Below are 23,169 nucleotides of genomic sequence, written 5' to 3' on the forward strand. Positions count from 1 at the left end.
GAAGGAGAACGATGTCCCCCCGCATCCGCGGCGCTCTCGCCGCCCTCACCGCCGCCGCGCTGATCGGCGCGGGCTCGGCTGCCCCGGCCCTGGCCGCGCCGCCCTCGCCCCACAAACCCGACGTGCTCTACCAGAAGGAGCCGCTGCGCGTCGCGACCTACAACCTCTCGCTCAACCGCAGCGCGGCGGGCCAGCTCGTGACCGACCTGTCGACGGGCGACAACGCTCAGGCGCGCACGGTGGCCGAGGTGATCCAGCGCACCGCCCCCGATGTCGTGCTGCTGAACGAGTTCGACTACGTCGAGGGCGGGGTCGCCGTCGATCTGTTCCGGGACAACTACCTCGAGGTCAGCCAGAACGGCGCGCCGGCGGCGGAGTACCCCTACGCGTTCGTGGCGCCGTCGAACACCGGCATCCCGAGCGGTTTCGACCTCAACAACAACGGGACCATCGGCGGGGGCGACGACGCGTTCGGCTTCGGCCTCTACGAGGGCCAGTACGGCATGGTCGTGCTGTCCCAGCACCCGATCGTGACCGACGACGTGCGCACATTCCAGAAGTTCCTGTGGAAGGACATGCCCGGCGCCCTGCTGCCGGACGACCCGAACACGGTGCTCCCGGCCGACTGGTACTCCCCCGCGGAGCTCGAGGTCTTCCGGCTGTCGAGCAAGTCGCACTGGGATGTGCCGGTGAAGGTCGGCAACCACACGGTGCACATCCTCGCCTCGCACCCGACCCCGCCGACCTTCGACGGACCCGAGGACCGCAACGGCACGCGCAACCACGACGAGATCCGGTTCTGGGCCGACTACGTCGCACCCGGCAAGGGCCGCTACATCTACGACGACGACGGCGTGCGCGGCGGACTGCGCCCGGCGTCGTCGTTCGTCATCGTCGGCGACCAGAACGCGGACCCCCTCGACGGCGACTCCGTCGACGCCGCGATCGACCAGCTGCTCGGCAGTCACTGGATCCGCGACGCGAAGCCCACGTCGCAGGGAGCCGTCGAAGCGTCTGCGCTGCAGGGCGGGGCGAACGCCACGCACCGGGGCGACCCGAAGTACGACACCGCCGACTTCAGCGACACCGCGCCCGGCAACCTCCGCGCGGACTACGTGCTGCCGTCGTGGACGCTCAAGCCCGTCGCGTCGGGCGTCTTCTGGCCCGTGACAGCCGACCCGCTGTCGCGCCTGACCGGGGTGTTCCCGTTCCCGAGCAGCGACCACCGACTGGTGTGGGTCGACGTGAAGGTCCCGCGCATGGGCCGCTGACCCGTCAGCGGGCGGGCGCCGCGGTCACCGGGCCGCGGCCGCCCGCGCCGCGTCGACGAAGCGCAGGTAGTCGTCGGCGGTCTCGCCGGCGGTGATCGCACGCAGCACGACCTCGTCGGCCGACGCCCGGTACGCGGCGATCCGCGCGCCCTGATCGGATCGGATCACCGTGTCGATCGCCCCGATGCCCAGTCGGGCGAAGTTCGCGGCGTACGCCGGGTACGAGGCATAGGCGGCAGCCTCGCGCTCGAGCCGCGGCTCGGCATCGGCGTCGAGCGCCGTGCGCACATAGACCGCGACGTAGGCGTCGGCGGCGACCTCATGGGCGGCGTCGGTCTGCCGTGCGGCGACGCCGGGCGTCAGCCAGCTCAGAAGAAGACCGTCGGATGCCGCGGCCCCGAGCCGCCGCATCTTCGGGCCGAGCGCGCCGACCACGACGCGCGCCGACGATCCCGCCCGGAGTGCGGCCGCGGCATCCCCCACCAGCGCCAGCGCTCCTTCGCGGCGACCGCCGGAGCCGATGCCGAGCACGAGCCGGTCCTCCGGCAGCGCGAGCGCCGACACGCGATCGAGGATCTCGGCCGGCGGACGCCGGTCGACCGGGACGACACCTGTCGCGAGCACGAGGGACTCGGTCTCGCGCGCGGCGGCCGCGAGCACCTCGAGCGCATCGTCGCCCGAGGTGTCGTTGACCCACAGGGCATGGAACCCGGCGGCCTCGATCGCCGGGGCCAGGCGTGCGGCGAGCTCGGGTCCGACGGCGGCGGCGACGCCGATCGACAGAGCACCGGTGCCGGTCATGGCGTGCGCTCCGCGACGAGGCGCGACACCTCGGCAGCCGACGCGTAGTACGCGGCCGCGTCGACGCGCGAGGCCGGGAGCAGCACGACGTCGTCGACCCCCGCGTCGAAGAACCCGCCCAGCGCCGTGGCGACCTCGGCCGGATCGCCCCACACCGCGCGCTGGTGCGGATCGGGCTTGTCGCCCACGTCGGCGAGCGCCCGTGACTCGGCGTCGGGGCCGAAGGCGGCGATCACGAAGGCGACGACGTCGTGATCGCCCTCCCGACCCGCTGCGGCGCGCGCGCCGCGGATCGCCTCGATCGAGGCGCGCACCTCGGCGGGTGTGTGGTTGCTGTCGAGCACGACGCCGTCGGCCACCTCGCCGCACAGCTGCAGCGTCTTGGGCCCTTCGGCCGCCGCGTACACGAGCGGCGCCGTCGCGGGCGGCGTGTCGAGCCGGACGGCGTCGAGGGTGACATAGCGGCCCGCGGTGTCGACCTGCTCGCCCGCAAGCAGGGACCGCAGGGCGGGCACGTACTCGCGCATGAGGGTCAGGGGCGAGGCGACCCGCGCGCCCACCTGGCCCATCCACGGCAGCACGCCGTGCCCGACGCCGGGAAGGAGCCGGCCGGGGAAGAGCCGCTCGACGGTCGCGATCTCCATCGCCGTGGCGGCGACGTTCCGCAGCGGCATGGGCGAGATGCCGATTCCGAGGCGCAGCTGCTCGGTCCAAGCGAGCGCGGCGGCGGCCGTCGCGAACGCCGACGTGCGGAAGCAGTCCTCCCAGATCCACAGTTCGGGCAGCCCCTCGCGCTCGGCGACGGCCACCGCCTCGCGGAACTCCTCGGGTGCGTGCGTGTACGGGTTGAAGATCGCGCCGATGCGTGCCATCCCTCCACCCTGGCACGCCCCGGCGACGCTCTCCTGCCGAGGGCCACGCGATCCCTCCCCGCTCGGGCCACGCGATCCCTCCCTGCTCACCTGTCACGAATCGTCGGCGCGACCGGCAGATCGTGACAGGTGAGCAAGGGGGTGCGGGTGCGTCAGGCCGCGGCGGCGATGACCGCGGGAGCCGCGGCCCGCACGACGAGCTCGCCGGCCGCGGCATCCACCGTCACCGATCCGCCGTCGACGAGCGCACCCGTCACGAACAGGTCGGCGATGCGGTCGTCGACCTCGCGCTGGATCAGGCGGCGCAGCGGACGCGCGCCGTACTCCGGCTCGTACCCGTGCTCGGCGAGCCAGTCGGTCGCGGCCTCCGTGACGACCAGCCCCACCTCGCGCTTGGCGAGCCGGGCCTCCGACGCGCCGAGCAGCAGCCCGACGATCTGGCGCAGCTGCGGCTGGTCGAGCTTGCGGAACAGCACGATCTCGTCGATGCGATTGAGGAACTCCGGTCGCATGGCCTCGCGCAGACGCGCCATGACGCGGTCGCGCAGGTCCTTCTCGGAGCCGAAGCCCGTCGATCCCCCGCCGTCGGCGATGAAGCCGATCGCGCCGCCCCGCGAGGCGAGGAACTCCGAGCCGAGGTTCGACGTCATCACGACCACCGTGTTGCGGAAGTCGACGGTGCGCCCCTGGCCGTCGGTCAGGCGGCCGTCGTCGAGCACCTGCAGCAGCAGGTTGAACACGTCGGGGTGCGCCTTCTCGATCTCGTCGAACAGCACGATCGCGTACGGGTTGCGGCGCACGCGCTCGGTGAGCTGGCCGGCCTCGTCGTAGCCGACGTATCCCGGAGGGGCTCCCACCAGGCGCGACACGATGTGCCGCTCGCCGAACTCGCTCATGTCGAAGCGGATCACCGCGCCTTCGTCGTCGAACAGCGACGCGGCGAGCGCCTTGGCAAGCTCGGTCTTGCCGACGCCGGTCGGACCGAGGAAGAGGAACGAGCCCACGGGACGCCGGGCGTCGCCCATGCCGGTGCGGTTGCGGCGCACCGCCTTGGCGACCGCGGCGACGGCGTCGTCCTGGCCGATCACGCGATCGTGCAGCTCGTCCTCGAGCACGGCGAGGCGCTCGCGCTCGGACTCGGTGAGGCGGTTGACCGGGATGCCGGTGGCACGGCTGATCACCGCGGCGATCTCGGGCTCGCCGACCACAGCCTCGTCGCCGGCGGCGGCTCCGGTGGCCGCGACGTCGTCCAGCCTGGCCTGCACCGCCGCGATGCGGTCGCGGATGCGCGAGGCCTCCTCGTAGTGCTCGGCCGACACCGCCGCGTTCTTGTCGGCCTCGAGGGTGGCCAGCTCGGTCATTAGCGCGCTGACGTCGAGCTTCGCCCCCAGGCGCAGCCGCAGCCGCGCGCCGGCCTGATCGATCAAGTCGATCGCCTTGTCGGGCAGCACCCGCTCGGTGAGGTACCGGTCGCTGAGCTCGACGGCCGCGCGGATCGCCTCGTCGGTATACGCGATGCCGTGGTGCTCCTCGTACGCCGGCTGCAGGCCGCGCAGGATGAGCACGGCGTCCTCGATCGAGGGCTCGCCGACGCGCACCGGCTGGAACCGGCGCTCGAGCGCGGGATCCTTCTCGATCACGCGGTACTCCTTGAGCGTGGTCGCGCCGACGAGGTGCAGCTCGCCGCGCGCGAGGCGGGGCTTGAGGATGTTGCCGGCGTCCATGCCGCCGTCACCGGCGCCGCCCGCGCCGACGACCGTGTGCACCTCGTCGATGAACACGATGAGCTCGCCCTTGTGGGCGGCGATCTCGTCCATGGTCTTGGTGAGCCGCTCCTCGAAGTCGCCGCGGTAGCGCGTGCCGGCGAGCATCGCGGGCAGGTCGAGCGCGACGACGCGCTTGCCGAGCAGCTGCTCGGGAACGCCGCCCTCGACGATCGCCTGCGCGAGGCCCTCGACGATGGCGGTCTTGCCCACGCCGGCCTCGCCGACGAGCACCGGGTTGTTCTTGGTGCGCCGGCTCAGGATCTCGATGGTCTGCTCGATCTCGTCGGCGCGCCCGATCACGGGATCGAGCTCTCCGGCCGCAGCTTGCGCGGTGAGGTCGGTGCCGTACGTGTCGAGCATCGGGGTGTCGGATGCCGCGGCATCCGTCTCATCGTCCGTCAACGGCGCCGCGCCCGTGGTCACGGTCTCGCGCAGGCCCTGGGTGAGTGCCTCGGCGGTGACGCCGGCGCGCGCCAGAACCTGCCCCGCGGGCGTGTCCTGCGCGAGAACGAGGGCGAAGAACAGGTGCTCGGGGTCGACGTAGGTCGAGCCCGACGAGCGGGCCACCTGGAACGCGTGGAACAGCGCGCGCTGCACCGACGGCGTGATGACGGCGCCGTCGACGTCGGCCGGGCTGCTCGCGGCGGGCAGGCGCTCCTCGGTCGCGCGGAGGATCGCGCGCGGGTCCGCGCCGATGTGCTGGACGGCGTCACGCGCGGGCGCCTCGTCGATGAGGACGCGCAGCACATGCAGAGCGTCGAGCTCACGCTGGCCGCGCTCGAGCGCGAAGCGGCCCGCGCGCTGGAGCAGCTCCTGCGTGCGGGCGCCGAGGAACCGGCTGAGGTCGATGGACCGCTCTGCGCGGGCGCGCTCGCCTGCCAGGTACCGCGCCAGGAACTCGTCGAACGAGCTGCCGCTGTCGTCGGCGCCGGCGGACGGTGTGAAGTCTTCGGGCATTCCGCAATCTCCTGAAAGTTGAGGTAAGGGCTGTCAAGTTTACGAACTTGAGCACAGTCGTATCAACTTCAAGGCTGTGCGGGGGTCGTGTATTCCCCGACGCCGTCCGCACTCTTCAGTCCCGGTGCCGATTTCCGTGCACGGCACGGATGTGGCCGCGGCGATTCCCGAGAACCCTGGGAGGCGTCCACAGAACCAGAAGGAGAAGGACACATCATGACGGATCTGAACACGATCGCGATCGACGAGGCCGATCAGGCCCTCAAGGCCAAGCACCGCGCGATGTGGGCGTCAGGCGACTACCCGACGCTCGCCCATGACCTCATCTGGTCGCTCGGCCCACGAGTGGTCGAGGCCGTGGACGTGCGCTCCGGAGAGCGCGTGATCGACATCGCGGCCGGAAGCGGCAACGCGGCGATCCCCGCCGCACAGCGCGGAGCCGACGTCGTCGCGACAGACCTCACGCCCGAGCTGTTCGGCGACGGCCACCGCCGCGCGCAGGAGGCGGGCGTGGAGCTGGAGTGGCGGCCGGCGGACGCCGAGGTGCTGCCGTTCGGCGAGGACGAGTTCGACGTCGCGATCTCGACGGTCGGCGTGATGTTCGCGCCGCACCACGAGCGCAGCGCCGGCGAGATCACCCGCGTCGTCCGCCCCGGCGGGCGGATCGGGCTCATCAGCTGGACGCCGCAGGGCTTCATCGGCCAGCTGTTCGCCGCGCTGAAGCCGTTCAACGCGCCGCTTCCCGCGGGCGCGCGGCCGGCGCCGCTGTGGGGGGAGGAGTCGCACGTGCGCGAGCTCTTCGGCGATCGCGTCGCCGACGTGCGCGCGGTGCGCGAGAGCGTGCGGTTCGACCGCTTCGCGACGGGCGAGGAGTTCCGCGCCTACTTCGCGTCGCACTACGGGCCGACGATCGCGGTCTACAACCGCAACGCCGATGACCCGGCCGCGGTGGCGGCCATCGACGAGGCCCTGCGCGGCCTCGGCGACCGCGCCATCGCGCGCGATGGAGTCATCGACTCCGAGTTCCTGCTGTTCACCGCGACGGTCCGCTGACCGCCGCACGACCGAGAGGAGGCGGCCGTGGTGTACGCCCACGATGCCTATGCCCTGCACGGGATGGCCCAGAGCGAGCTGCTCCGCGAGCTCGAACTCCGGCGTCGCGCCCGCGAGCGCGCCGACGTCGAGTCTCCCGTCGTCTCGGCGCGCTCCGCGAAGGCGTCCGGCGGCATCCTGTTCCGACTCCTCCCGCGTCGCGCGTGAGCGCACCTGCTCCGCCGGCAGCACGTCTCCGCGCGCTGCCGGCGGAGCGCGCCCTCCGACCGGTGCCGCGAACGCCCGCCCGTGAGTACACTGGGCGCGTGCTGGGGCCGCCCCTGACGCCGCGCGAGAGCGCGGTCCTCGCCGCCGTGGAGCGACGGCTCACCAACCCCGAGATCGCCTCGGAGTTGTTCATCTCGGTGCGCACCGTCGAGAGCCATATCGCAAGCCTGCGCCGCAAGCTCGAGGCCGAGAGCCGCGCCGATCTGGTCTCCGCGGCGCGAGAGCTGCGGGATGCCTCGGTGCGCGTGCCGGCGAATCCGTTCCGCGGTCGGGGTCGCGACGTCGCCGAGCTGGAGGCGGCCGTCCGAGCAGGCGACCTGCTGACCCTCGTCGGTCCGGGCGGCGTGGGCAAGACCCGCCTCGCGCTCGAGTTCGCCAAGGCGCAGGATGCGCGCACCCCCGTGATCGTCGAGTTCGAGCACGCCACCGCGGGTGATGTCGTCAACCGCATCTCGAGGGTGCTGGGGCTCGAGGCATCCCCCCACGAAGACCTCCTCGCCTCGGTCGGCGTCGCCCTCGCCGCGCAGCCCTACCTGCTCGTGCTCGACAACGCCGACCATGTCGGGCCCGCGACGCGCTCGATGATCGCCCGGCTGCGCCCGCTCGCGCCCGGCCTCAAGGTGCTCGTCACCTCGCAGACCCCGCTCGGGGGTGACGACGAGCACGTGCACCTGGTGCCACCGCTCGCCGCCGACGGCGTCGACGCGCCGGCGAGCGCACTCCTGCGCGACCGACTGTCGGCCCACGGGCACTCGCCCTCGGCGGAGGACGAGCCGTTCGTCGACCACATCGCGACCCGGCTCGACGGACTTCCGCTCGCGCTGGAACTCGCCGCCTCCGCCGCACGCCACCTGCCCCTCGCCGAACTGTCCGCACGCCTCGACCGCGACTTCGCGATGCTCGACCGTGCGACGCCGGAGGGTCGGCACCGCAGCCTCGAGACGGCGTTCGAGTGGACGTGGCACCTGCTCGACGACGAAGAGCGCGATGTGCTGCAGCGGCTCGCCGCACTCCCCCGCACCTTCGACATCGACCTGGCGGTCGCGGTCAGCCACGAAGGCGCCGAACGCATCGTGCTGCGCCTGCTCGACCGGTCGCTGCTCGTACCCGCCTTCGGCGACGGCGGTCGCTGGCGCCTGCTCGCGGTGATGCGCGAGTTCGTGCTCGCACGCACCGATCCGCAGGTGGTGCGCGACGTGCTGCGGCGCCACGCCGAGATGGTGACGATCGTGTCGGAGGGCTTCATCGCGCGGGCACGCACCGACGCGAGCAAAGAGGCGATGGGACTCTCGGTCATGCTGTGCCCCGAGGTGAACGCCGCGCTCCGCTGGTCGCTCGCGGAGCGCGACCCGGTGGCCGTCCGGCTGTCGGCGCTGCTCGCCGTCGGCGTGGAACAGTACGGATCGGATGCCGACAGCGTCGAGGCTCTGGCGCTCGGCGCGCATGACGACTGGCTGCTCGAACACGCCACGCCGTCGCAGCTGCTCGTGCTGGGCAACGCCCTCGCGTTCTTCGACATCGAGGTGGTGAGCAGGCTCGCCGAGCGCGCTCTCGCCGCCGCCGACCCCGCTGATCTGCACGAGCTGCGCGCCGCCCACCAGCTCGCCGGACTCGCGGCGGCCTACGGGCCGGACCCCGCCGCCGCCCTGCCTCACCTCGACACCGCCGAGCGTCTCGCCATCGAGCACGATAGCCCGTGGGATGCCGCAGCCGCCCGCCAGTTCCGCGGTGTCGCGCTCCGCACCATCGCCGTGCAGGAGGGGCGGGGCAGCGACGTCGCCGACGCCGTCGAGGCATTCGAGGGCGCGATGCGCGCGTATGCGCGCGCGGGCGACGAGACCCACGTGAACAACGTGCGGTTCATGATGGCCCTGACCGCGGCCGAGTCCGGCTACGATTCCGAGCGCGCCGCCCGCTGGGCCGCCGAGTGCGTCGCCTACTCCGAGTCGACCGCCAACGAGCACGAACTCGCGCACGGCCGGCTGGTGCAGGCGACTCTCGGGCTGGACGAGAGCGGCGAACTCGACGAGCTGGTGGCGTCATTCCGCCACTTGGGCGATCTGCGGTGCGTCCACCGCGTCCTGATGCTGCGCGCGAACCGCGCCGCCGACGCGCGCAGTCGCGTGGCCGCGCTGCGCGAGGCCTCGGCGATCGCGACGGCGGCCGGCGACCGCGCGCGGCAGATCGCGGCCGTCGAGGGACTCGTCCTGGCGCATCGCGACGCCGGTGACGACGGCGCGGTGCTGGGCGCGCTCGACACGCTCGCCGACCTCGCCGGACGCAGCGCCGCGGTCGCCGCGTGCCCGCCCGAGCAGCTGGGCGCGTTCCTCGGCGAGAGCGCTCGCGCCTGACGCCGCGGGCTCGGCGGGCGTGTCCGAACCCGGGCGTAGCGTGAGGGCGTCGGCGGGCGCCGCGCCTTCCGGCGGAGAGAGAGGATCCAGCATGGACTGGAAGATCGAACTCATCCACGTGCCCGTCTCCGACGTCGACCGGGCCCGCGACTTCTACGTCGGCATCGGGTTCCACCTCGATCACGACCAGACCCCTTTCGAAGGGCTGCGGTTCGTGCAGCTGACGCCGCCGGGCTCGGCGTGCTCCATCGCCTTCGGCACCGGCCTGGGCGGCACGCTTCAGCCCGGTCAGCAAGACACGATCCAGGTGGTCGTGCCCGACGCCGACGAGGCGCTCGCGCACCTTCGCGAGCGGGGTGTCGACGCGCAGGGCGTGGATGAGCAGGCGTGGGGCAGGTTCGTCACGTTCGCCGACCCCGATGGCAACGCCTGGACGCTGCAGCAGCTGCCGAGCCGCTCCTGACCTGCTCGTCAGGGCTCTCGCTCCACCGGTAGCCTCGTGCCAGATCCCAGCGAGGAGCACGAGATGAGCGCCGACCCGAGCGCGAGCCCCGACCCGAGCGCGGGCCCTGACCAGGGCTCGGGCCCCGACCAGGGCTCGGGCACCTTGACCCAGCCCGCTCCGCCCGACATCTCCGACGCGCTCGCCGCGCGGCTGGCGCGCGACGTCTGGGGCATCGAGGCGTCTGCGCGCGCATTGGGCAGCCACCAGGATCGCAACTTCCTCCTCGAGCGCGATGACGCGTCCCCGCTCCTGCTGAAGATCGCGAACCCCAGCGTGACCGCGGTCGAGCTGGAAGCGCAGTCGGCTGCCGCTGTGCGCATCGCAGAACGGGCAGGATGCCGCGCCCCCCGTGCGCTCGTCGTGGGCGGTGCGACGGTCCGGCCGGTGACGGTCGGCGGCGTTGAGATGCAGGCGCGTGTGCTCGAATTCCTCGAGGGCGCGACCCTCACCGGCCACCTGTCGCGCGCGGCTGTCGAGTCGCTGGGCACGTTGGCCGGGCGCGTCGCCCTCGCCCTCGAAGATCTCGACGCCCCCGCCGCGGAGCGCAGCCATCAGTGGGACCTCCGACACGCGCCGGGCGCGCTCGCCGAGCTGCTGCCGTTCGTCGACGACGCCGTGCTCCGCGAACGGCTCGCCGAAGCCTCCGCCGCGGCGTGGGCCGAGGTCGACGCCGTCGCAGCGGCACTGCCGGTGCAGTTCATCCACGGCGACCTCACCGACGACAACGTGGTCACCGCCGACCGCGTCACCCGCCTGCCCGACGGCGTGATCGACCTGGGCGACCTCAACCGCACCTGGGCGGTCGGCGAGCTGGCCATCACCGTCTCGTCGCTGCTCCATCACGACGGCGTCGACCTCCCCGCCGCGATGCGCGCGGTGACGGCCTACCACCGAGTGCGGCCGCTCAGCCCGCCGGAACTCCGCGCACTGTGGCCGCTGGTCGTCGTGCGCGCGGCGACGCTCGTCGCGAGCGCCCACCACGTGCTCGCGACCGACCCCGCCAACGCCTACGCGGCCGCAAACCTCCTGCACGAGCGTGCGATCCTCGACGCGGCGACGTCGGTGCCGCTCGACGTCGCGAGCGCGCTCGTCCTCCAGGCGCTCGGGCAGGCCGTTCCCGAGCCGGTCCTCCCGCCGGCGCAGCTGCTCGTGCCGTGGCTGATCGCCGACGACGTCGTGGTGGCCGACCTGTCGCCGACGAGCCCCCACCTGCACGAGGGACGCTGGCTGGCGGCATCCGCCGAGCACGATGTGATGAGCGGATGCCTCGACAACGCCCGCGTGGCCGTGGCCAGGTTCGGCGAGGCCCGGCTCACCCGCTCGCGGCCGCTCGATCCCGACGAGCCGCACAACGTCGCACTCGGCGTCGAGCTGCGGTTCGCCGACCGGCAGCCGCTCGCGGCGCCGTGGGCCGGCGTCGTCGCAGTGACGTCGGCCGGCGTGCTCGTCGGCACCGGCGACTGGACCCTGCGCCTGGACGGCATGCGCACCGCGCTCGACGACGGCAGCGCCGTCGAGGCCGGCGACCTGCTCGGCGAAGCGGACGAGACGCTGTGGGTGCAGGTCGTGCGCGCCGGCGTCGGCGCCGACGCACCGCGCTTCGCGCCTCGCGGCCTCGCCGGCGCCTGGCGGGCGGTGGTCGCCGATCCGAGCCCGCTCGTGCCGGGGCATCCCGCATCTTCCTCTTCCGGCGCCGTCGATGGGGCCGCGCTGCTCGCTCGCCGCGACGCCGTCTTCGCCGACGTGCAGGAGCACTACTTCGACGACCCGCCCGTGATGGTGCGCGGCTGGCGCGAGCACCTCGTCGACGCCGACGGCCGCGTCTACCTCGACACGCTCAACAACGTCACGTCGGTCGGGCACGCGCACCCGAGACTCGTCGATGCCGTCGCCTCGCAGTGGCGGCTGCTGAACACGAACTCGCGGTTCCACTACCCCGCCGTGGTCGAGTTCTCGGAGCGGCTGGCGGCGCTGCTGCCCGAGCCGCTCGACACCGTCTTCCTCGTGAACAGCGGGTCCGAGGCCGTGGATCTCGCGCTGCGTCTGGGGCAGGCGTGGTCGGGGCGACGCGACGTGCTGGCAGTGCGCGAGGCGTACCACGGGTGGACCTATCTGTCGGATGCGGTGTCGACGTCGGTCGCCGACAACCCCGCCGCGCTCGAGACCCGCCCGGAGTGGGTGCACACCGTGCCGGCGCCCTACGGCCACCGCGGTGCCTCGCCGGCGCGGTACGCGGACGGCGCCGTCGCCGAGGTCGAGCGGCTCGCAGCCGAGGGCACCCCGGTCGGCGCGTTCATCGCCGAGCCGATCTTCGGCAACGCGGGCGGCGTCGCGCTTCCCGGCGGCTACCTCGACGCCGTCTACGCAGCGGTGCGGGCGCACGGCGGGCTCGCGATCGCCGACGAGGTGCAAGTGGGCTACGGACGCCTGGGCACCTGGTTCTGGGGCTTCGAGCAGCAGGGCGTGGTGCCCGACATCGTGACCGTCGCCAAGGCGATGGGGAGCGGGCATCCGCTCGGCGCCGTCGTCACCACCCGCGAGATCGCCGAGCGCTACCGCGAGGGCGGCTACTTCTTCTCGTCGGCGGGCGGCAGTCCGGTGTCGAGCGCGGTCGGGCTCGCGGTGCTCGACATCATTCGCGACGAGCGACTTCAGGAGAACGCGCGCGAAGTCGGCGGATACCTCAAGGCACGACTCGAAGAGCTCGGGCAGCGGCATCCGCTCCTCGCCGCCGTCCACGGCTCGGGGTTCTACCTCGGCCCGGAGTTCGTGCGGGACCGCGGCACGTGGGAGCCCGCGACGGCCGAGACCGCGGCGATCTGCGCCCGGCTGCGCGAGCTCGGCGTGATCGCTCAGCCGACGGGCGACCACCAGAACATCCTGAAGCTCAAGCCGCCGATGTGCTTCTCACGCGAGAGCGCAGACGCCGTGGTCGCGGCGCTCGACCGGGTGCTCACGACGGGCTGGTGAGCGCACGGACGGCGGTCAGTGGCGGCCGCCGGGAGGGCCGATCACCAGCAGCGCCGCATAGAGGACGACGACGGCCGCAGCGATCAGCACCACGAGCAGCCACGCCCGGTTGAGGAACCAGCGCATCAGACGGTCGTGCCACGCGGCATCCCGCGGATCATCCGTGGCGGTGAGCCGCCATGCGCCGGTCAGGCGACCCGAGCGGTGCAGCCACAGCTCGGTCGGGATCGTCGCGTACGGGATCACGGCGCTCACGACCGCGACGACCGTCGGCCACACGCCCCAGCGCTGGTTCAGAGCGACCAGGATCGCCGTGGCGCCGTACGACAGGAACACGAAGCCGTGGATCGCGCCGCCCACCGTGACTCCGATGGCGAAGTCGCTCGTGGCGCGGAGGATCAGCCCGGCGATCAGCAGCGTCCACGAGATGGCCTCCGCGACGGCGAGCACACGGAAGAGGTTCAAGGGCGTGCGGAACACAGGTCTCCTTCGGGTGGGGATGCTTCGAGCTTAGGTTCGCCGGGAGTCCGGGCCCGCCACGGCCCTCCCGGTGGGGCGGACGGTGCGCGGCCGACGGGCTAGCGTGGAACGGTGGAGTACTCCCCCGCCGCGCTGCGACGCTGGCCCGACCTCGAAGGTCCCGACCTGCCGGCCGTGGATGCCGCGGACCGGCTGATCCTCGATGAGTCCGCCGACGCGCGACGCGATGCCGTCCACGGTGCCGTGGTGGTCATCGGCGACGGCTACGGCGCGCTCGCACTGGGCGCGGCGAGCGAGGGCGCGCGCGGCATCCGCGTGCATCAGGACGCGCTCACCGGCGAACGGGCTCTCGCGGCGAACGCCGAGCGGTTCGGCCTCGCCGGAACCTTCGCGTCGCATCCCCTCGGCGCCGACCTCGTCGCGGGCGCGCGGGTGGTGCTCCTGAGGCTCCCCCGGTCGCTCGACGCGCTTCGCGACCAGTCGGGGCTGATCGCCGCGCACGCCGGTGCCGACGTCGTCGTGTACGCCGGCGGCCGGATCAAGCACATGACGCCCGCGATGAACGACGTGCTGCGCGAGCACTTCACGCGCGTCGACGTGAGCCACGCCCGCCAGAAGTCACGCGTGCTCATCGCGCGCGGCCCCCATGACGGGCGCGAGCCGGAGCCTCGGACCGAGACGCACGGCGACCTCGTCGTGTGCGCCTTCGGCGGCGCGTTCGCCGGCACGTCGATCGACATCGGCACCCGGCTGCTGCGGGAGCACCTGCCTGAGCGGGGCGCGCCGGCGGGCTCGGTGATCGACCTCGCGTGCGGGACGGGAGTCGTGGCGACGACGCTCGCGCTGCGGCATCCCGGGCTTCACGTCGTCGCGTGCGATCAGTCGGCCACCGCCGTCGCGTCTGCGCGTGCCACCGCCGAGGCGAACGGCGTCGGCGATCGCGTCGAGGTCGTGCGCGACGACATGCTGCGCTCGCAGGCCGACGCCACGGCGTCGTTCATCGCGCTCAACCCGCCCTTCCATGTGGGAGCAGCGGTGAACGACGGTGTGGCGCCGCGCATGTTCGCCGACGCCGCGCGGGTGCTTCGACCGGGCGGCGAGCTGTGGACGGTGTGGAACTCCGCGCTGCAGTACCGACCCGCACTCGAGCGCCTCGTCGGACCGACGCGTCAGATCGCGCGCAACGCGAAGTTCACGGTGACCGCGTCGACGCGGCGCTGACTCTCCTCAGGCCGACGCGTCACTCCTCGGTCGCCGGCGGCGGCGGTGAGAACGCGACCCACGCGCCATCGCTGCACTGGTAGAACATCGGCGTCGTCGTGTCGATGAAGATGTCGTCGCTCTCGCATGCCGGGTCGACGGGCTCCCCTGAGCCGAGGGTCACCTGCGTGCCGGGCGCCCCTGCCTCGCCTTGCTCCCCTTCTTCGCCCTGTTCACCCTGCTGGCCCTGCTGGCCCGGGGCTCCCGTGGCTCCGGTCGCGCCCGTCGCGCCGGTGAGGTTCGCGGCAGCCGACTCGCGGATGTTGCCGACGCGCGTCCAGTCGTCTTCGAACAGGTAGACGTCGGCGGTGGCGATGTCGATGTACACGTCGCCCTCGCTGCCCTTGCCCGACTCGGGCGCACCGGTTCCGGCGCGCACCGCGGACCCCGCCGGGAGGATCTCCTCGAGTGCGGCCTCGTAGTCCTCGACCGTCGGCGTCTCCTCGGGTGCGGCGGACGGTTCGGGAGCGGATGCCGCGGCCGGCGCCTGATCGGCCGTGTCGACGGACCGCGCGAGCCACGAGCCGAGGAACGCGGCGAAGAAGGCCAGCACGACGATCGCGAGGCCGAACCACATGAGCGTCCGGCTGGTCACACCGGCGGACGGCGGTGGGCTCGCCGGCACAGCGGCCGACGGCTGGGTGATCGGAGGTGTGCTGTCGCTGCTCATGGGCGCGTCTCCATTCGCCGTTCCCCAGGGGCGTCGTCGGGGGGCGACGCCGGACGGTGTGATGCCCACTGTAGGGACGCGCTGACGCAGCGGGCCTCACCCGCTCAGGATGATCCACCGGCGCCGGCGGGGCGCGGCATCCGCTCATCATCGATGGCCCGGTCGCCGACACGCAACCGGGCTTCGGGTGCTGGGGACACCCGAAGCCCGGCCATCGCGAGTATCGGCTCGTGCGCCCAAGGCCACGAGCCCCGGCGATGTAAAGACGTGGGTGTGGGGACACCCGTCGTCCGGCGGATGCTGGGGACATCCGCAGTCCTGACATTATCGCTCTGCACCCGTCGTCGGGACGTATCACCGGCGGTGTTCACGTGGCGTGTCGCGGCTCTCAGTCCGAGGCGGCTGACCCCCGACGGACGCTCCTCGAGCCGCGATGGACGCCTGGCCTGTCTCGACGAGGTCAGTCGACGACCAGTGGAGTCGTCCTCCGCGAGGGGGCGCCCAGCGATTGCGCGATGCCCGATGCCCACGCCCGGATCCGCGTCCAGTCCCGTGCGTCGCGGTTCTCAGACGGGGTGTTGCGCACCATGGCGTTCTCTATGAAGCCGTGCGGCTCGAGCGGAAGCCTCCCGCCGAAGACGACGTGTTCGCGAACCCCGAGATCTTCGGCGCGAGCCATCACCTTCGCAGGCTCCTGCCACTTCAGATCCTCGGCTGATGGATTCACTGCCTGCTCTCCGAACGGTCCGGAGCTGAACACCCAGAACGGGAGTCGATGCAGGTGGTCGGCGTTCGCCTTGAGGAATCGCCGTGCCGGCCGCAGCCAGCGTCCCGCGTAGACTCCGCTGCCGAGCACCACCGCGTCGAAATCGGCGGCATCGGCGTCCGCCGCGGACGCGCAGACGACGTCGAGTCCGTGAGCCATCAACTCGTCTGCGATGGCGTCGGCGATCTCCTGGGTGGAACCGTTCTTGGTTGCGTACGTGACAAGAACGCGCATTTCACGTCTCCTCTGCTCGTGCTTCCGTCACCTCCCAGCGTGCAGAAGCCGTCGTCGCGCGGACGGGCACAAGGTCCCGTGTCGTCCGCGCGCGACGCGTCTGCACCCCCGTCCACGGTGCGGATGGAGAACGGCGCGCGGGACCTTGGGCCCAGCGCGCCGCCAACTCGTGCCGGACGCTGGCTTCGGCGCTTCGGCACCTCCGCCGGCACGGGACAGAAGTCCCGAGCTGTTCCGCAGCCCGTCCGAACCCGAACGGCTGACGACCACACTCAGGTGGATGCGTCTTGCGCATTCCTTGCGGAAACCTTCAGCGTCACAGTTTGTCCCCCGAATGGGGGACAGCTACCGTAGTCGATGGAGGCGCCGTGAGGGGCATTGGGGAGATCTGGGGATCTTGTCCCGCACCCGCCACCACGCTGGGGATCACCAAGCCGACGGGCACGCTCGGGGCTGGGGAGCAGCCCCCTCGAGCCGAACGCAAGCCAGCCGAGCGGCCCGAGGGGACCGGACGGATCGCGACGCCGGGCCTGTGGGGACAGGTCCGGCTCACGCCCTGCTGGGGACAGGGCGAACCCTTTGCGGCCGCTGGGGACGGCCATGGTGAACGCGAACGTCGATCCCAGCCTACGGCCCATGCCCTGCCGAAGGCATCAATGCAGGAGATGAACGATCAGTCGGCTGATCGGCCAAAACGCGTTCAAGTATTACCTGCGGCCCAGCGCTGGGCGCCGCACAGATGCGGGCAAGACGTGCGCAAGGCCCCTGGTGCTGTTCAGCCGATCTCGCCGTTTCGGCTCACGGTCGGAGCGTCTAGAAGTCCCAGTCCTCGTCCTCGGTCGCCTCGGCCTTGCCGATCACGTACGACGAGCCCGACCCCGAGAAGAAGTCGTGGTTCTCGTCGGCGTTGGGCGAGAGTGCCGACAGGATCGCCGGGTTCACGTCGGTGACCGATGCAGGGAACATCGCCTCGTAGCCGAGGTTCATCAGGGCCTTGTTGGCGTTGTAGTGCAGGAACTTCTTGACGTCTTCGGTCAGACCGACGCCGTCGTAGAGGTCCTGCGTGTACTGCACCTCGTTGTCGTAGAGCTCGTAGAGCAGCGAGAACGTGTAGTCCTTGATGTCGTTGCGCGTGGCCTCGTCGACCTTCTCGAGCCCGCGCTGGAACTTGTAGCCGATGTAGTACCCGTGCACGGCCTCGTCGCGGATGATGAGGCGGATGAGGTCAGCCGTGTTGGTGAGCTTGGCGCGGCTCGACCAGTGCATCGGCAGGTAGAAGCCCGAGTAGAAGAGGAAGCTCTCGAGCAGGGTCGACGCGACCTTGCGCTTGAGCGGCTCGTCGCCACGGTAGTACTCCATGACGATCTGCGCCTTCTTCTGAAGGTTCGGGTTCTCGACCGACCAGCGGAACGCCTCGTCGATCTCCTTCGTCGAGCACAGCGTCGAGAAGATCGACGAATACGACTTCGCGTGCACGGACTCCATGAACGCGATGTTCGTGTAGACGGCCTCCTCGTGCGGGGTGAGCGCATCGGGGATGAGCGACACGGCGCCGACGGTGCCCTGGATCGTGTCGAGCAGCGTCAGGCCCGTGAACACCCGCATCGTGAGTGTCTGCTCCTCGGGGGTGAGCGTGTTCCACGACTGGATGTCGTTCGACAGCGGCACCTTCTCGGGCAGCCAGAAGTTGTTCACGAGGCGGTTCCACACCTCGAGGTCCTTGTCGTCCTGGATGCGGTTCCAGTTGATGGCCTGGACGTGGTCCAGGAGCTGGAGCTTCTCGCTCATCGTCCTTCTTCTCTCAGAGTTCCGTGGCCGTCACAGCGTGCAGGAGACGCACTCGGACATGTCGGTGCCCTCCAGCGCCATCTGACGCAGGCGGATGTAGTAGATCGTCTTGATGCCCTTGCGCCAGGCGTAGATCTGGGCCTTGTTGATGTCGCGCGTGGTCGCGGTGTCCTTGAAGAACAGCGTGAGCGACAGACCCTGGTCGACGTGCTGGGTCGCGGCGGCGTAGGTGTCGATGACCTTCTCGTAGCCGATCTCGTACGCGTCCTGGTAGTACTCCAGGTTGTCGTTCGTCATGAACGCCGCCGGGTAGTAGACGCGGCCGAGCTTGCCTTCCTTGCGGATCTCGACCTTTGCCGCGATCGGGTGGATCGACGACGTCGAGTTGTTGATGTACGAGATCGAGCCGGTCGGCGGCACGGCCTGCAGGTTCTGGTTGTAGATGCCGTACTGCTGGATCGAGGCCTTCAGCTCGCGCCAGTCGTCCTGCGTCGGGATGTGGTGGCCGGCGAACATCTCGGCGACCTTCTCGGTGGCAGGGACCCACTCCTGGTCGATGTACTTGTCGAAGAACTCACCCGACGCGTACTTCGAGTCCTCGAACCCGTCGAACGTCTCGCCGCGCTCGATCGCGATCTTGTTCGAGGCCCGCAGCGCGTGGAACAGGACCGTGTAGAAGTAGATGTTCGTGAAGTCGACACCCTCTTCCGAGCCGTAGTAGACGTGCTCGCGGGCGAGGTAGCCGTGCAGGTTCATCTGACCCAGGCCGATCGCGTGCGAGCGGTCGTTGCCGTCCTCGATGGAGCGCACCGAGGCGATGTGGCTCTGCTGGCTGACGGCCGTGAGAGCACGGATGCTCGCCTCGACCGTCTTGGCGAGGTTGCCGCCGTCCATCGCGAGGGCGATGTTGAGCGAGCCCAGGTTGCACGAGATGTCCTTGCCGATCTGCGCGTACGAGAGGTCTTCGTTGTACGTGGTCGGAGTGTTGACCTGCAGGATCTCGGAGCACAGGTTGGACATGTTGATCCGGCCGTTGATCGGGTTGGCCTTGTTCACCGTGTCCTCGAACATGATGTACGGGTAGCCCGACTCGAACTGGATCTCGGCGAGCGTCTGGAAGAACTCGCGCGCGTTGATCTTTGTCTTCTTGATGCGCGGGTCGTCGACCATCTCGCGGTACTTCTCGGTGACCGAGATGTCGCCGAAGGGCACGCCGTAGACGCGCTCGACGTCGTACGGCGAGAAGAGGTACATGTCCTCGTCGTTCTTGGCGAGCTCGAACGTGATGTCGGGCACCACGACGCCCAGCGACAGGGTCTTGATCCGGATCTTCTCGTCGGCGTTCTCGCGCTTGGTGTCGAGGAAGCGCATGATGTCGGGGTGGTGTGCGCTGAGGTACACTGCGCCGGCGCCCTGACGCGCGCCGAGCTGGTTGGCGTAGCTGAAGCTGTCTTCGAGGAGCTTCATGACCGGGATGATGCCCGACGACTGGTTCTCGATCTGCTTGATCGGCGCGCCCGACTCACGGACGTTCGACAGCAGGAGCGCGACGCCGCCGCCGCGCTTGGAGAGCTGCAGCGCGGAGTTGATGCCGCGGGCGATCGACTCCATGTTGTCTTCGATGCGCAGCAGGAAGCACGAGACGAGCTCACCGCGCTGCGCCTTGCCTGCGTTGAGGAAGGTCGGCGTGGCCGGCTGGAAGCGGCCGCTGATGATCTCGTCGACGAGGGAGGTCGCGAGCTCCTGGTCCCCGTCAGCCAGCGCGAGGGCGGTCATGACGACACGGTCCTCGAAGCGCTCGAGGTAGCGCTTGCCGTCGAAGGTCTTGAGCGTGTAGCTCGTGTAGTACTTGAACGCGCCGAGGAAGGTCTCGAAGCGGAACTTCTTGCCATAGGCGAAGTCGTTGAGCTGCTGGATGAACTCGAACGGGTACTTCGCGAGCACCTCGGGCTCGTAGTACTCCTTCTCGACGAGGTAGTCGAGGCGCTCCTTCAGCGAGTGGAAGAAGACGGTGTTCTGGTTCACGTGCTGCAGGAAGTACTCCCGCGCGGCGCGCTTGTCGGCGTCGAACTGGATCTTCCCGTCGGCGTCGTAGAGGTTCAGCATCGCGTTGAGGGCGTGGTAGTCCATGCCCTCGAAGCGCGCCTCTGTCTTCAAGTCCTTCTCTGTCACTGCAGCGTCTGCCATCGTTCCAATCCCTCGCTTACGCGTTCCACGTCTTCAGGCGTGCCGAAAACCTCAAGCCGGTACAAGTGCGGCACATGACACTTGCGGCTGATGATGTCGCCGGCGATGCAGAAGTGCTCGCCGAAGTTGGTGTTGCCCGCGGAGATGACTCCGCGAATCAGGCTGCGGTTGCGCTCGTCGTTGAGGAACCGGATCACCTGTTTGGGAACGGCGCCCTTCTCCTCGCCCCGACCCTGGCCTCCGCCATACGTCGGTGTGACGAGGATGAAGGGCTCGTCGACCACAAGGGCCGGATCCGTCGGATGCAGCGGAATCCGGACCGCCCTCGCCCCGAGCTTCTCGATGAAACGCGCGGTGTTGCCCGAAATGCTCGAGAAGTAGACGAGGAGACGTGCCGCGGTCGCCCGCCCGGCAACCGCGTCTCGCTGTGCGATCGCGGTTGCCATGGCGTCACGCGAGCCGCGAGGCGAGCTCGTCGATCTTGTCGGGCCGGAAGCCCGACCAGTGGTCTTCATCGGTGATGACGACGGGCGCCTGGAGGTAGCCCAGCGCCTTGACCTGCTCGAGGGCCGAAGGGTCCTCTGAGAGGTCGTGGATCTCGTATTCGATGCCCTTCGAGTCAAGGGCTCGGTAGGTCGCGGTGCACTGCACGCACGCGGGCTTCGTGTAGACGGTGATCGCCATGTTGATCGTGTCTTTCCCCTCAAATCCGCTCATTTTCCGGCAGGCCCCCCGCCGGGAGTCCAATACTACATATGGGTACCGACATTGGATAGCACCACAAGGGCTAGTAGTTACATCCGTGTGATTTTCCACCGCTCTCCCCATGTACAACACAGGTTGTCCACCGTTTCATCCACAGGTCGGCCTCTGGTCTCGAACCTGGAAAAAGCCTGAATCACGGGCGTTTCGGATGCCGCGGCCGCGGCTGTCCACAGGTCTGACGCTAGATCGCCCCTCCGACATCGGATCTGCCTGTGGAGAGACGTCTTCGGCGTGTCGCGGCGCGTCGCGGCGTGTCGCAGGGTTGCCGCCGTCGAAGCGGCCCATGAACCGATCTCGCCGGCGCCGGGGGCCGCGCTAACGTTGTTCTGTGGCGGGCTACCGGGATCTTCTTCGCACTCCGGGCGTCGGCCGCATCATCGCCGCTCAGCTGACGGCGCGCTTCCCCAACGGCATGACGAGCCTCGCGATCCTGCTGCACATCGAGCACGTCACCGGCTCGTACGGCGCGGCGGGCCTCGTGCTCGCGGCGGCCTCGATCGGGCAGGCGATCGCCGGGCCGGTGACCAGCCGCTGGATGGGCCGGTGGGGTATGCGCCCCGTCATCACGTCGACGATGATCGTGTGCGCGCTGTCGATCACGGCGATCGCCCTGCTCGCGCTGCCGCTGCCCGGCTACATGGCCCTCGGATTCGTGAGCGGCCTGTCGACGCCGCCGATCCAGTCCGCGGCCCGCACCATCTACCCGAAGCTCGTCACCTCCAAGCAGCTGACGCCGCTCTTCTCCCTCGACGCGTCGCTCCAGGAGATCATCTGGATCATCGCGCCCGTGGTCATCACGCTCGTCGCGACGCAGGTCGGCACCGTGCAGGCGCTGCTGCTCATCGTCGTGATCCTCATCGGCGGCGGATCGTGGTTCATCCTCTCCCCCGAGGTCGGGCGCGTCCGCATCCCGCGCAGTCGCCGCAGCATCGGCAAGGTGCTCACCAAGACCCCGGTGCTGCTCGCGACCGTCGTCGGGTTCCTCCTCATCGGCGCCTGCTCGGCGGTGGAAGCCGGCGTCGTCGCGACGTTCGACCACGGCGGCCTCGAGGCGGGGATCGTGCTCGCGCTCTTCTCGGTCGGCAGTCTCGCGGGCGGCCTCGGGTTCGGGCACATCCCGATCGGGCCGTGGGCGATGGCCCGCCGTCTCGCGATCGTCACCGTCGGCCTCGCACTCACGATCGTCTCGCTCAACGTGTTCTGGCTGGGCGGCACCCTCGTGCTGGCCGGCATCGGCATCGCACCTGCCCTGGCCGTGCTGTTCGCCATGACGTCGGCGAGCGTGAAGTTCAGCGACACCGCAGAGGCGTTCGGCTGGGTCGGCACGGGTCAGCTCATCGGCGCGGCGGCGGGCTCGGCCATCGCCGGCTTCCTGATCGACGACCTGGGCCCGACCGGCGCGTACGTCGCCGCGACCGCCTTCGCCGCGGCGGGTCTCCTCGTGGCGGTCGCCTTCGTGCGCGGCTTCCCCGACCTGCGCGGCCGCGACGCGAGCCCGATCCCCGACACCGAGCCGGTTCCGACCATCACCTGACCCGGGCAACCCCGCAGCCGTGCAACCCGCCGGACCGGGCAACCCCCGCCCCACCGCGAGACGGCGCATCCGCGACGAGACGTCACGCCCCACACGTCGTCTCATCGCAAAAACGGTGTCTCGGCGCACTGGCCGGCGCACCGGCCGGCGCACCCGAACTCCCACGCACCCGAACCCCCACACACCCGAACCCCCACGCACCCGCCCAGGCGCACGAGGGGATCAGGCGATCCGGCGCAGCACCTCCAGCAGCGCCAGCGCGTACGCGTCGGCGGGATCGGGGTACTCGAACACGCGCTTCTCCCCCGCGAGCACGATCTCGACCTCATAGGTGTCGGGCAGGCGGCGCAGCGCCCGGAACGCGGCGCCGAGCATGTCGCGCAGCTGGCTCTCGTGCGGCAGCCACAGCGCGTCCTCGAGGGCGACCGAGTCCAGCGCCCACTCGGTCGTGCCATTGAAGGCGAGGATGCGCCCGGTCGGATACTCGCGCGGCTCGATGGTCATCTCGCTGACCGTGAAGACGTCGGCCTCGAACTCGGGCTCGTCGAGCTGGAACCGGTCGCCTGATCGTGGATGCCACACCAGCCCGGCATCGCGCAGTGCGACTGCCAGTTCCGTCGAGATCATGCCACCATCCTGCCGTGGCACGGCGCACCCCCGGGCCGCTTCTAG

General features: G+C 70.6%; 19 protein-coding genes. 8 read left to right on the top strand and 11 right to left on the bottom strand.

What is annotated here, in order from left to right; genetic code table 11:
• Positions 1 to 11: 11 nt before the first annotated feature.
• Positions 12 to 1,271 (top strand): endonuclease/exonuclease/phosphatase family protein, encoded by a 1,260-nt coding sequence (locus tag ACFC1W_RS00890; RefSeq protein WP_375987565.1) that lies wholly within the window; start codon positions 12 to 14, stop codon positions 1,269 to 1,271.
• Between the two features lie 24 nt (positions 1,272 to 1,295).
• On the opposite strand, the gene ACFC1W_RS00895 is transcribed toward ACFC1W_RS00890, so the two are convergent.
• The 3 genes from ACFC1W_RS00895 to ACFC1W_RS00905 form a co-directional block, all read right to left on the bottom strand.
• Entirely contained in the window at positions 1,296 to 2,072 is a 777-nt protein-coding gene (locus ACFC1W_RS00895) for an LLM class flavin-dependent oxidoreductase (protein ID WP_375987567.1), read from the bottom strand.
• Positions 2,069 to 2,944 carry an LLM class flavin-dependent oxidoreductase gene (locus ACFC1W_RS00900; RefSeq protein ID WP_375987569.1) on the bottom strand — a complete coding sequence of 292 codons (876 nt, stop codon included), beginning with the start codon at positions 2,942 to 2,944 and terminating at the stop codon, positions 2,069 to 2,071. The genes ACFC1W_RS00895 and ACFC1W_RS00900 overlap by 4 nt, the downstream gene beginning before the upstream one ends.
• 152 nt (positions 2,945 to 3,096) lie before the next feature.
• Positions 3,097 to 5,667: an ATP-dependent Clp protease ATP-binding subunit gene (locus ACFC1W_RS00905; protein WP_375987571.1), complete on the bottom strand. Its 2,571-nt coding sequence runs from the start codon at positions 5,665 to 5,667 to the stop codon at positions 3,097 to 3,099.
• A 216-nt stretch (positions 5,668 to 5,883) separates the two neighbouring features.
• Here ACFC1W_RS00905 and ACFC1W_RS00910 point away from each other — a divergent pair, with 216 nt between their 5' ends.
• From ACFC1W_RS00910 to ACFC1W_RS00930, 5 genes are all read left to right on the top strand, one after another.
• A complete protein-coding gene (locus ACFC1W_RS00910) occupies positions 5,884 to 6,720 on the top strand; it encodes a class I SAM-dependent methyltransferase (RefSeq protein WP_375987573.1) in 837 nt (278 codons plus the stop codon).
• Positions 6,721 to 6,747: 27 nt separating this feature from the next.
• The gene (locus ACFC1W_RS00915; RefSeq protein WP_375987575.1) at positions 6,748 to 6,927 is read left to right on the top strand and encodes a hypothetical protein; all 180 of its coding nucleotides are present in this window, start codon (positions 6,748 to 6,750) and stop codon (positions 6,925 to 6,927) included.
• A gap of 98 nt (positions 6,928 to 7,025) precedes the next feature.
• The gene (locus ACFC1W_RS00920; protein ID WP_375987577.1) at positions 7,026 to 9,338 is read left to right on the top strand and encodes a LuxR C-terminal-related transcriptional regulator; all 2,313 of its coding nucleotides are present in this window, start codon (positions 7,026 to 7,028) and stop codon (positions 9,336 to 9,338) included.
• Positions 9,339 to 9,429: 91 nt separating this feature from the next.
• Positions 9,430 to 9,801, top strand: a complete 372-nt coding sequence (locus ACFC1W_RS00925; protein WP_241111273.1) for a VOC family protein — start codon at positions 9,430 to 9,432, stop codon at positions 9,799 to 9,801.
• 63 nt (positions 9,802 to 9,864) lie between these two features.
• Positions 9,865 to 12,813: an aminotransferase gene (locus ACFC1W_RS00930; protein WP_375987579.1), complete on the top strand. Its 2,949-nt coding sequence runs from the start codon at positions 9,865 to 9,867 to the stop codon at positions 12,811 to 12,813.
• Positions 12,814 to 12,828: 15 nt separating this feature from the next.
• Here the strand turns inward: ACFC1W_RS00930 and ACFC1W_RS00935 are convergent, their stop codons facing one another.
• Positions 12,829 to 13,293, bottom strand: coding sequence for a DUF3817 domain-containing protein (locus ACFC1W_RS00935; protein WP_375987581.1), 465 nt, complete (start codon positions 13,291 to 13,293; stop codon positions 12,829 to 12,831).
• Between the two features lie 111 nt (positions 13,294 to 13,404).
• Here ACFC1W_RS00935 and ACFC1W_RS00940 point away from each other — a divergent pair, with 111 nt between their 5' ends.
• The gene (locus ACFC1W_RS00940; RefSeq protein WP_375987583.1) at positions 13,405 to 14,514 is read left to right on the top strand and encodes a class I SAM-dependent methyltransferase; all 1,110 of its coding nucleotides are present in this window, start codon (positions 13,405 to 13,407) and stop codon (positions 14,512 to 14,514) included.
• A 19-nt stretch (positions 14,515 to 14,533) separates the two neighbouring features.
• Here ACFC1W_RS00940 and ACFC1W_RS00945 read toward each other — a convergent pair whose 3' ends face one another.
• The 6 genes from ACFC1W_RS00945 to nrdH form a co-directional block, all read right to left on the bottom strand.
• Positions 14,534 to 15,223 (bottom strand): hypothetical protein, encoded by a 690-nt coding sequence (locus ACFC1W_RS00945; RefSeq protein WP_375987585.1) that lies wholly within the window; start codon positions 15,221 to 15,223, stop codon positions 14,534 to 14,536.
• Positions 15,224 to 15,683: 460 nt separating this feature from the next.
• Positions 15,684 to 16,223: a flavodoxin domain-containing protein gene (locus tag ACFC1W_RS00950; RefSeq protein WP_375987587.1), complete on the bottom strand. Its 540-nt coding sequence runs from the start codon at positions 16,221 to 16,223 to the stop codon at positions 15,684 to 15,686.
• A gap of 813 nt (positions 16,224 to 17,036) precedes the next feature.
• The gene (gene nrdF / locus ACFC1W_RS00955; protein WP_191767155.1) at positions 17,037 to 18,011 is read right to left on the bottom strand and encodes a class 1b ribonucleoside-diphosphate reductase subunit beta; all 975 of its coding nucleotides are present in this window, start codon (positions 18,009 to 18,011) and stop codon (positions 17,037 to 17,039) included.
• 30 nt (positions 18,012 to 18,041) lie between these two features.
• On the bottom strand, positions 18,042 to 20,198 hold the full coding sequence (gene nrdE / locus ACFC1W_RS00960) for a class 1b ribonucleoside-diphosphate reductase subunit alpha (protein ID WP_375987589.1): 2,157 nt from the start codon (positions 20,196 to 20,198) through the stop codon (positions 18,042 to 18,044).
• On the bottom strand, positions 20,180 to 20,644 hold the full coding sequence (nrdI, locus tag ACFC1W_RS00965) for a class Ib ribonucleoside-diphosphate reductase assembly flavoprotein NrdI (protein ID WP_375987591.1): 465 nt from the start codon (positions 20,642 to 20,644) through the stop codon (positions 20,180 to 20,182). The genes nrdE and nrdI overlap by 19 nt, the downstream gene beginning before the upstream one ends.
• Positions 20,645 to 20,648: 4 nt before the next feature.
• Complete coding sequence (nrdH, locus tag ACFC1W_RS00970; protein ID WP_019181042.1) at positions 20,649 to 20,882, bottom strand: glutaredoxin-like protein NrdH; 234 nt, start codon at positions 20,880 to 20,882, stop codon at positions 20,649 to 20,651.
• A 409-nt stretch (positions 20,883 to 21,291) separates the two neighbouring features.
• Here nrdH and ACFC1W_RS00975 point away from each other — a divergent pair, with 409 nt between their 5' ends.
• A complete protein-coding gene (locus ACFC1W_RS00975) occupies positions 21,292 to 22,497 on the top strand; it encodes an MFS transporter (protein WP_375987594.1) in 1,206 nt (401 codons plus the stop codon).
• A 222-nt stretch (positions 22,498 to 22,719) separates the two neighbouring features.
• Here ACFC1W_RS00975 and ACFC1W_RS00980 read toward each other — a convergent pair whose 3' ends face one another.
• Positions 22,720 to 23,124, bottom strand: coding sequence for a pilus assembly protein CpaE (locus ACFC1W_RS00980; RefSeq protein ID WP_375987596.1), 405 nt, complete (start codon positions 23,122 to 23,124; stop codon positions 22,720 to 22,722).
• Positions 23,125 to 23,169 lie beyond the last annotated feature (45 nt).

This window comes from Microbacterium sp. NPDC056003, from assembly GCF_042274785.1.
Lineage (GTDB): Bacteria > Actinomycetota > Actinomycetes > Actinomycetales > Microbacteriaceae > Microbacterium.

Bases quoted from the DNA above. Each gene is read 5' to 3' on its own strand.
- ACFC1W_RS00890 (WP_375987565.1), top strand. From the start codon at position 12: ATGTCCCCCCGCATCCGCGGCGCTCTCGCCGCCCTCACCGCCGCCGCG.
- ACFC1W_RS00895 (WP_375987567.1), bottom strand. From the start codon at position 2,072: ATGACCGGCACCGGTGCTCTGTCGATCGGCGTCGCCGCCGCCGTCGGA.
- ACFC1W_RS00900 (WP_375987569.1), bottom strand. From the start codon at position 2,944: ATGGCACGCATCGGCGCGATCTTCAACCCGTACACGCACGCACCCGAG.
- ACFC1W_RS00905 (WP_375987571.1), bottom strand. From the start codon at position 5,667: ATGCCCGAAGACTTCACACCGTCCGCCGGCGCCGACGACAGCGGCAGC.
- ACFC1W_RS00910 (WP_375987573.1), top strand. From the start codon at position 5,884: ATGACGGATCTGAACACGATCGCGATCGACGAGGCCGATCAGGCCCTC.
- ACFC1W_RS00925 (WP_241111273.1), top strand. From the start codon at position 9,430: ATGGACTGGAAGATCGAACTCATCCACGTGCCCGTCTCCGACGTCGAC.
- ACFC1W_RS00930 (WP_375987579.1), top strand. From the start codon at position 9,865: ATGAGCGCCGACCCGAGCGCGAGCCCCGACCCGAGCGCGGGCCCTGAC.
- ACFC1W_RS00945 (WP_375987585.1), bottom strand. From the start codon at position 15,223: ATGAGCAGCGACAGCACACCTCCGATCACCCAGCCGTCGGCCGCTGTG.
- ACFC1W_RS00950 (WP_375987587.1), bottom strand. From the start codon at position 16,223: ATGCGCGTTCTTGTCACGTACGCAACCAAGAACGGTTCCACCCAGGAG.
- nrdF (WP_191767155.1), bottom strand. From the start codon at position 18,011: ATGAGCGAGAAGCTCCAGCTCCTGGACCACGTCCAGGCCATCAACTGG.
- nrdE (WP_375987589.1), bottom strand. From the start codon at position 20,198: ATGGCAGACGCTGCAGTGACAGAGAAGGACTTGAAGACAGAGGCGCGC.
- nrdI (WP_375987591.1), bottom strand. From the start codon at position 20,644: ATGGCAACCGCGATCGCACAGCGAGACGCGGTTGCCGGGCGGGCGACC.
- nrdH (WP_019181042.1), bottom strand. From the start codon at position 20,882: ATGGCGATCACCGTCTACACGAAGCCCGCGTGCGTGCAGTGCACCGCG.
- ACFC1W_RS00980 (WP_375987596.1), bottom strand. From the start codon at position 23,124: ATGATCTCGACGGAACTGGCAGTCGCACTGCGCGATGCCGGGCTGGTG.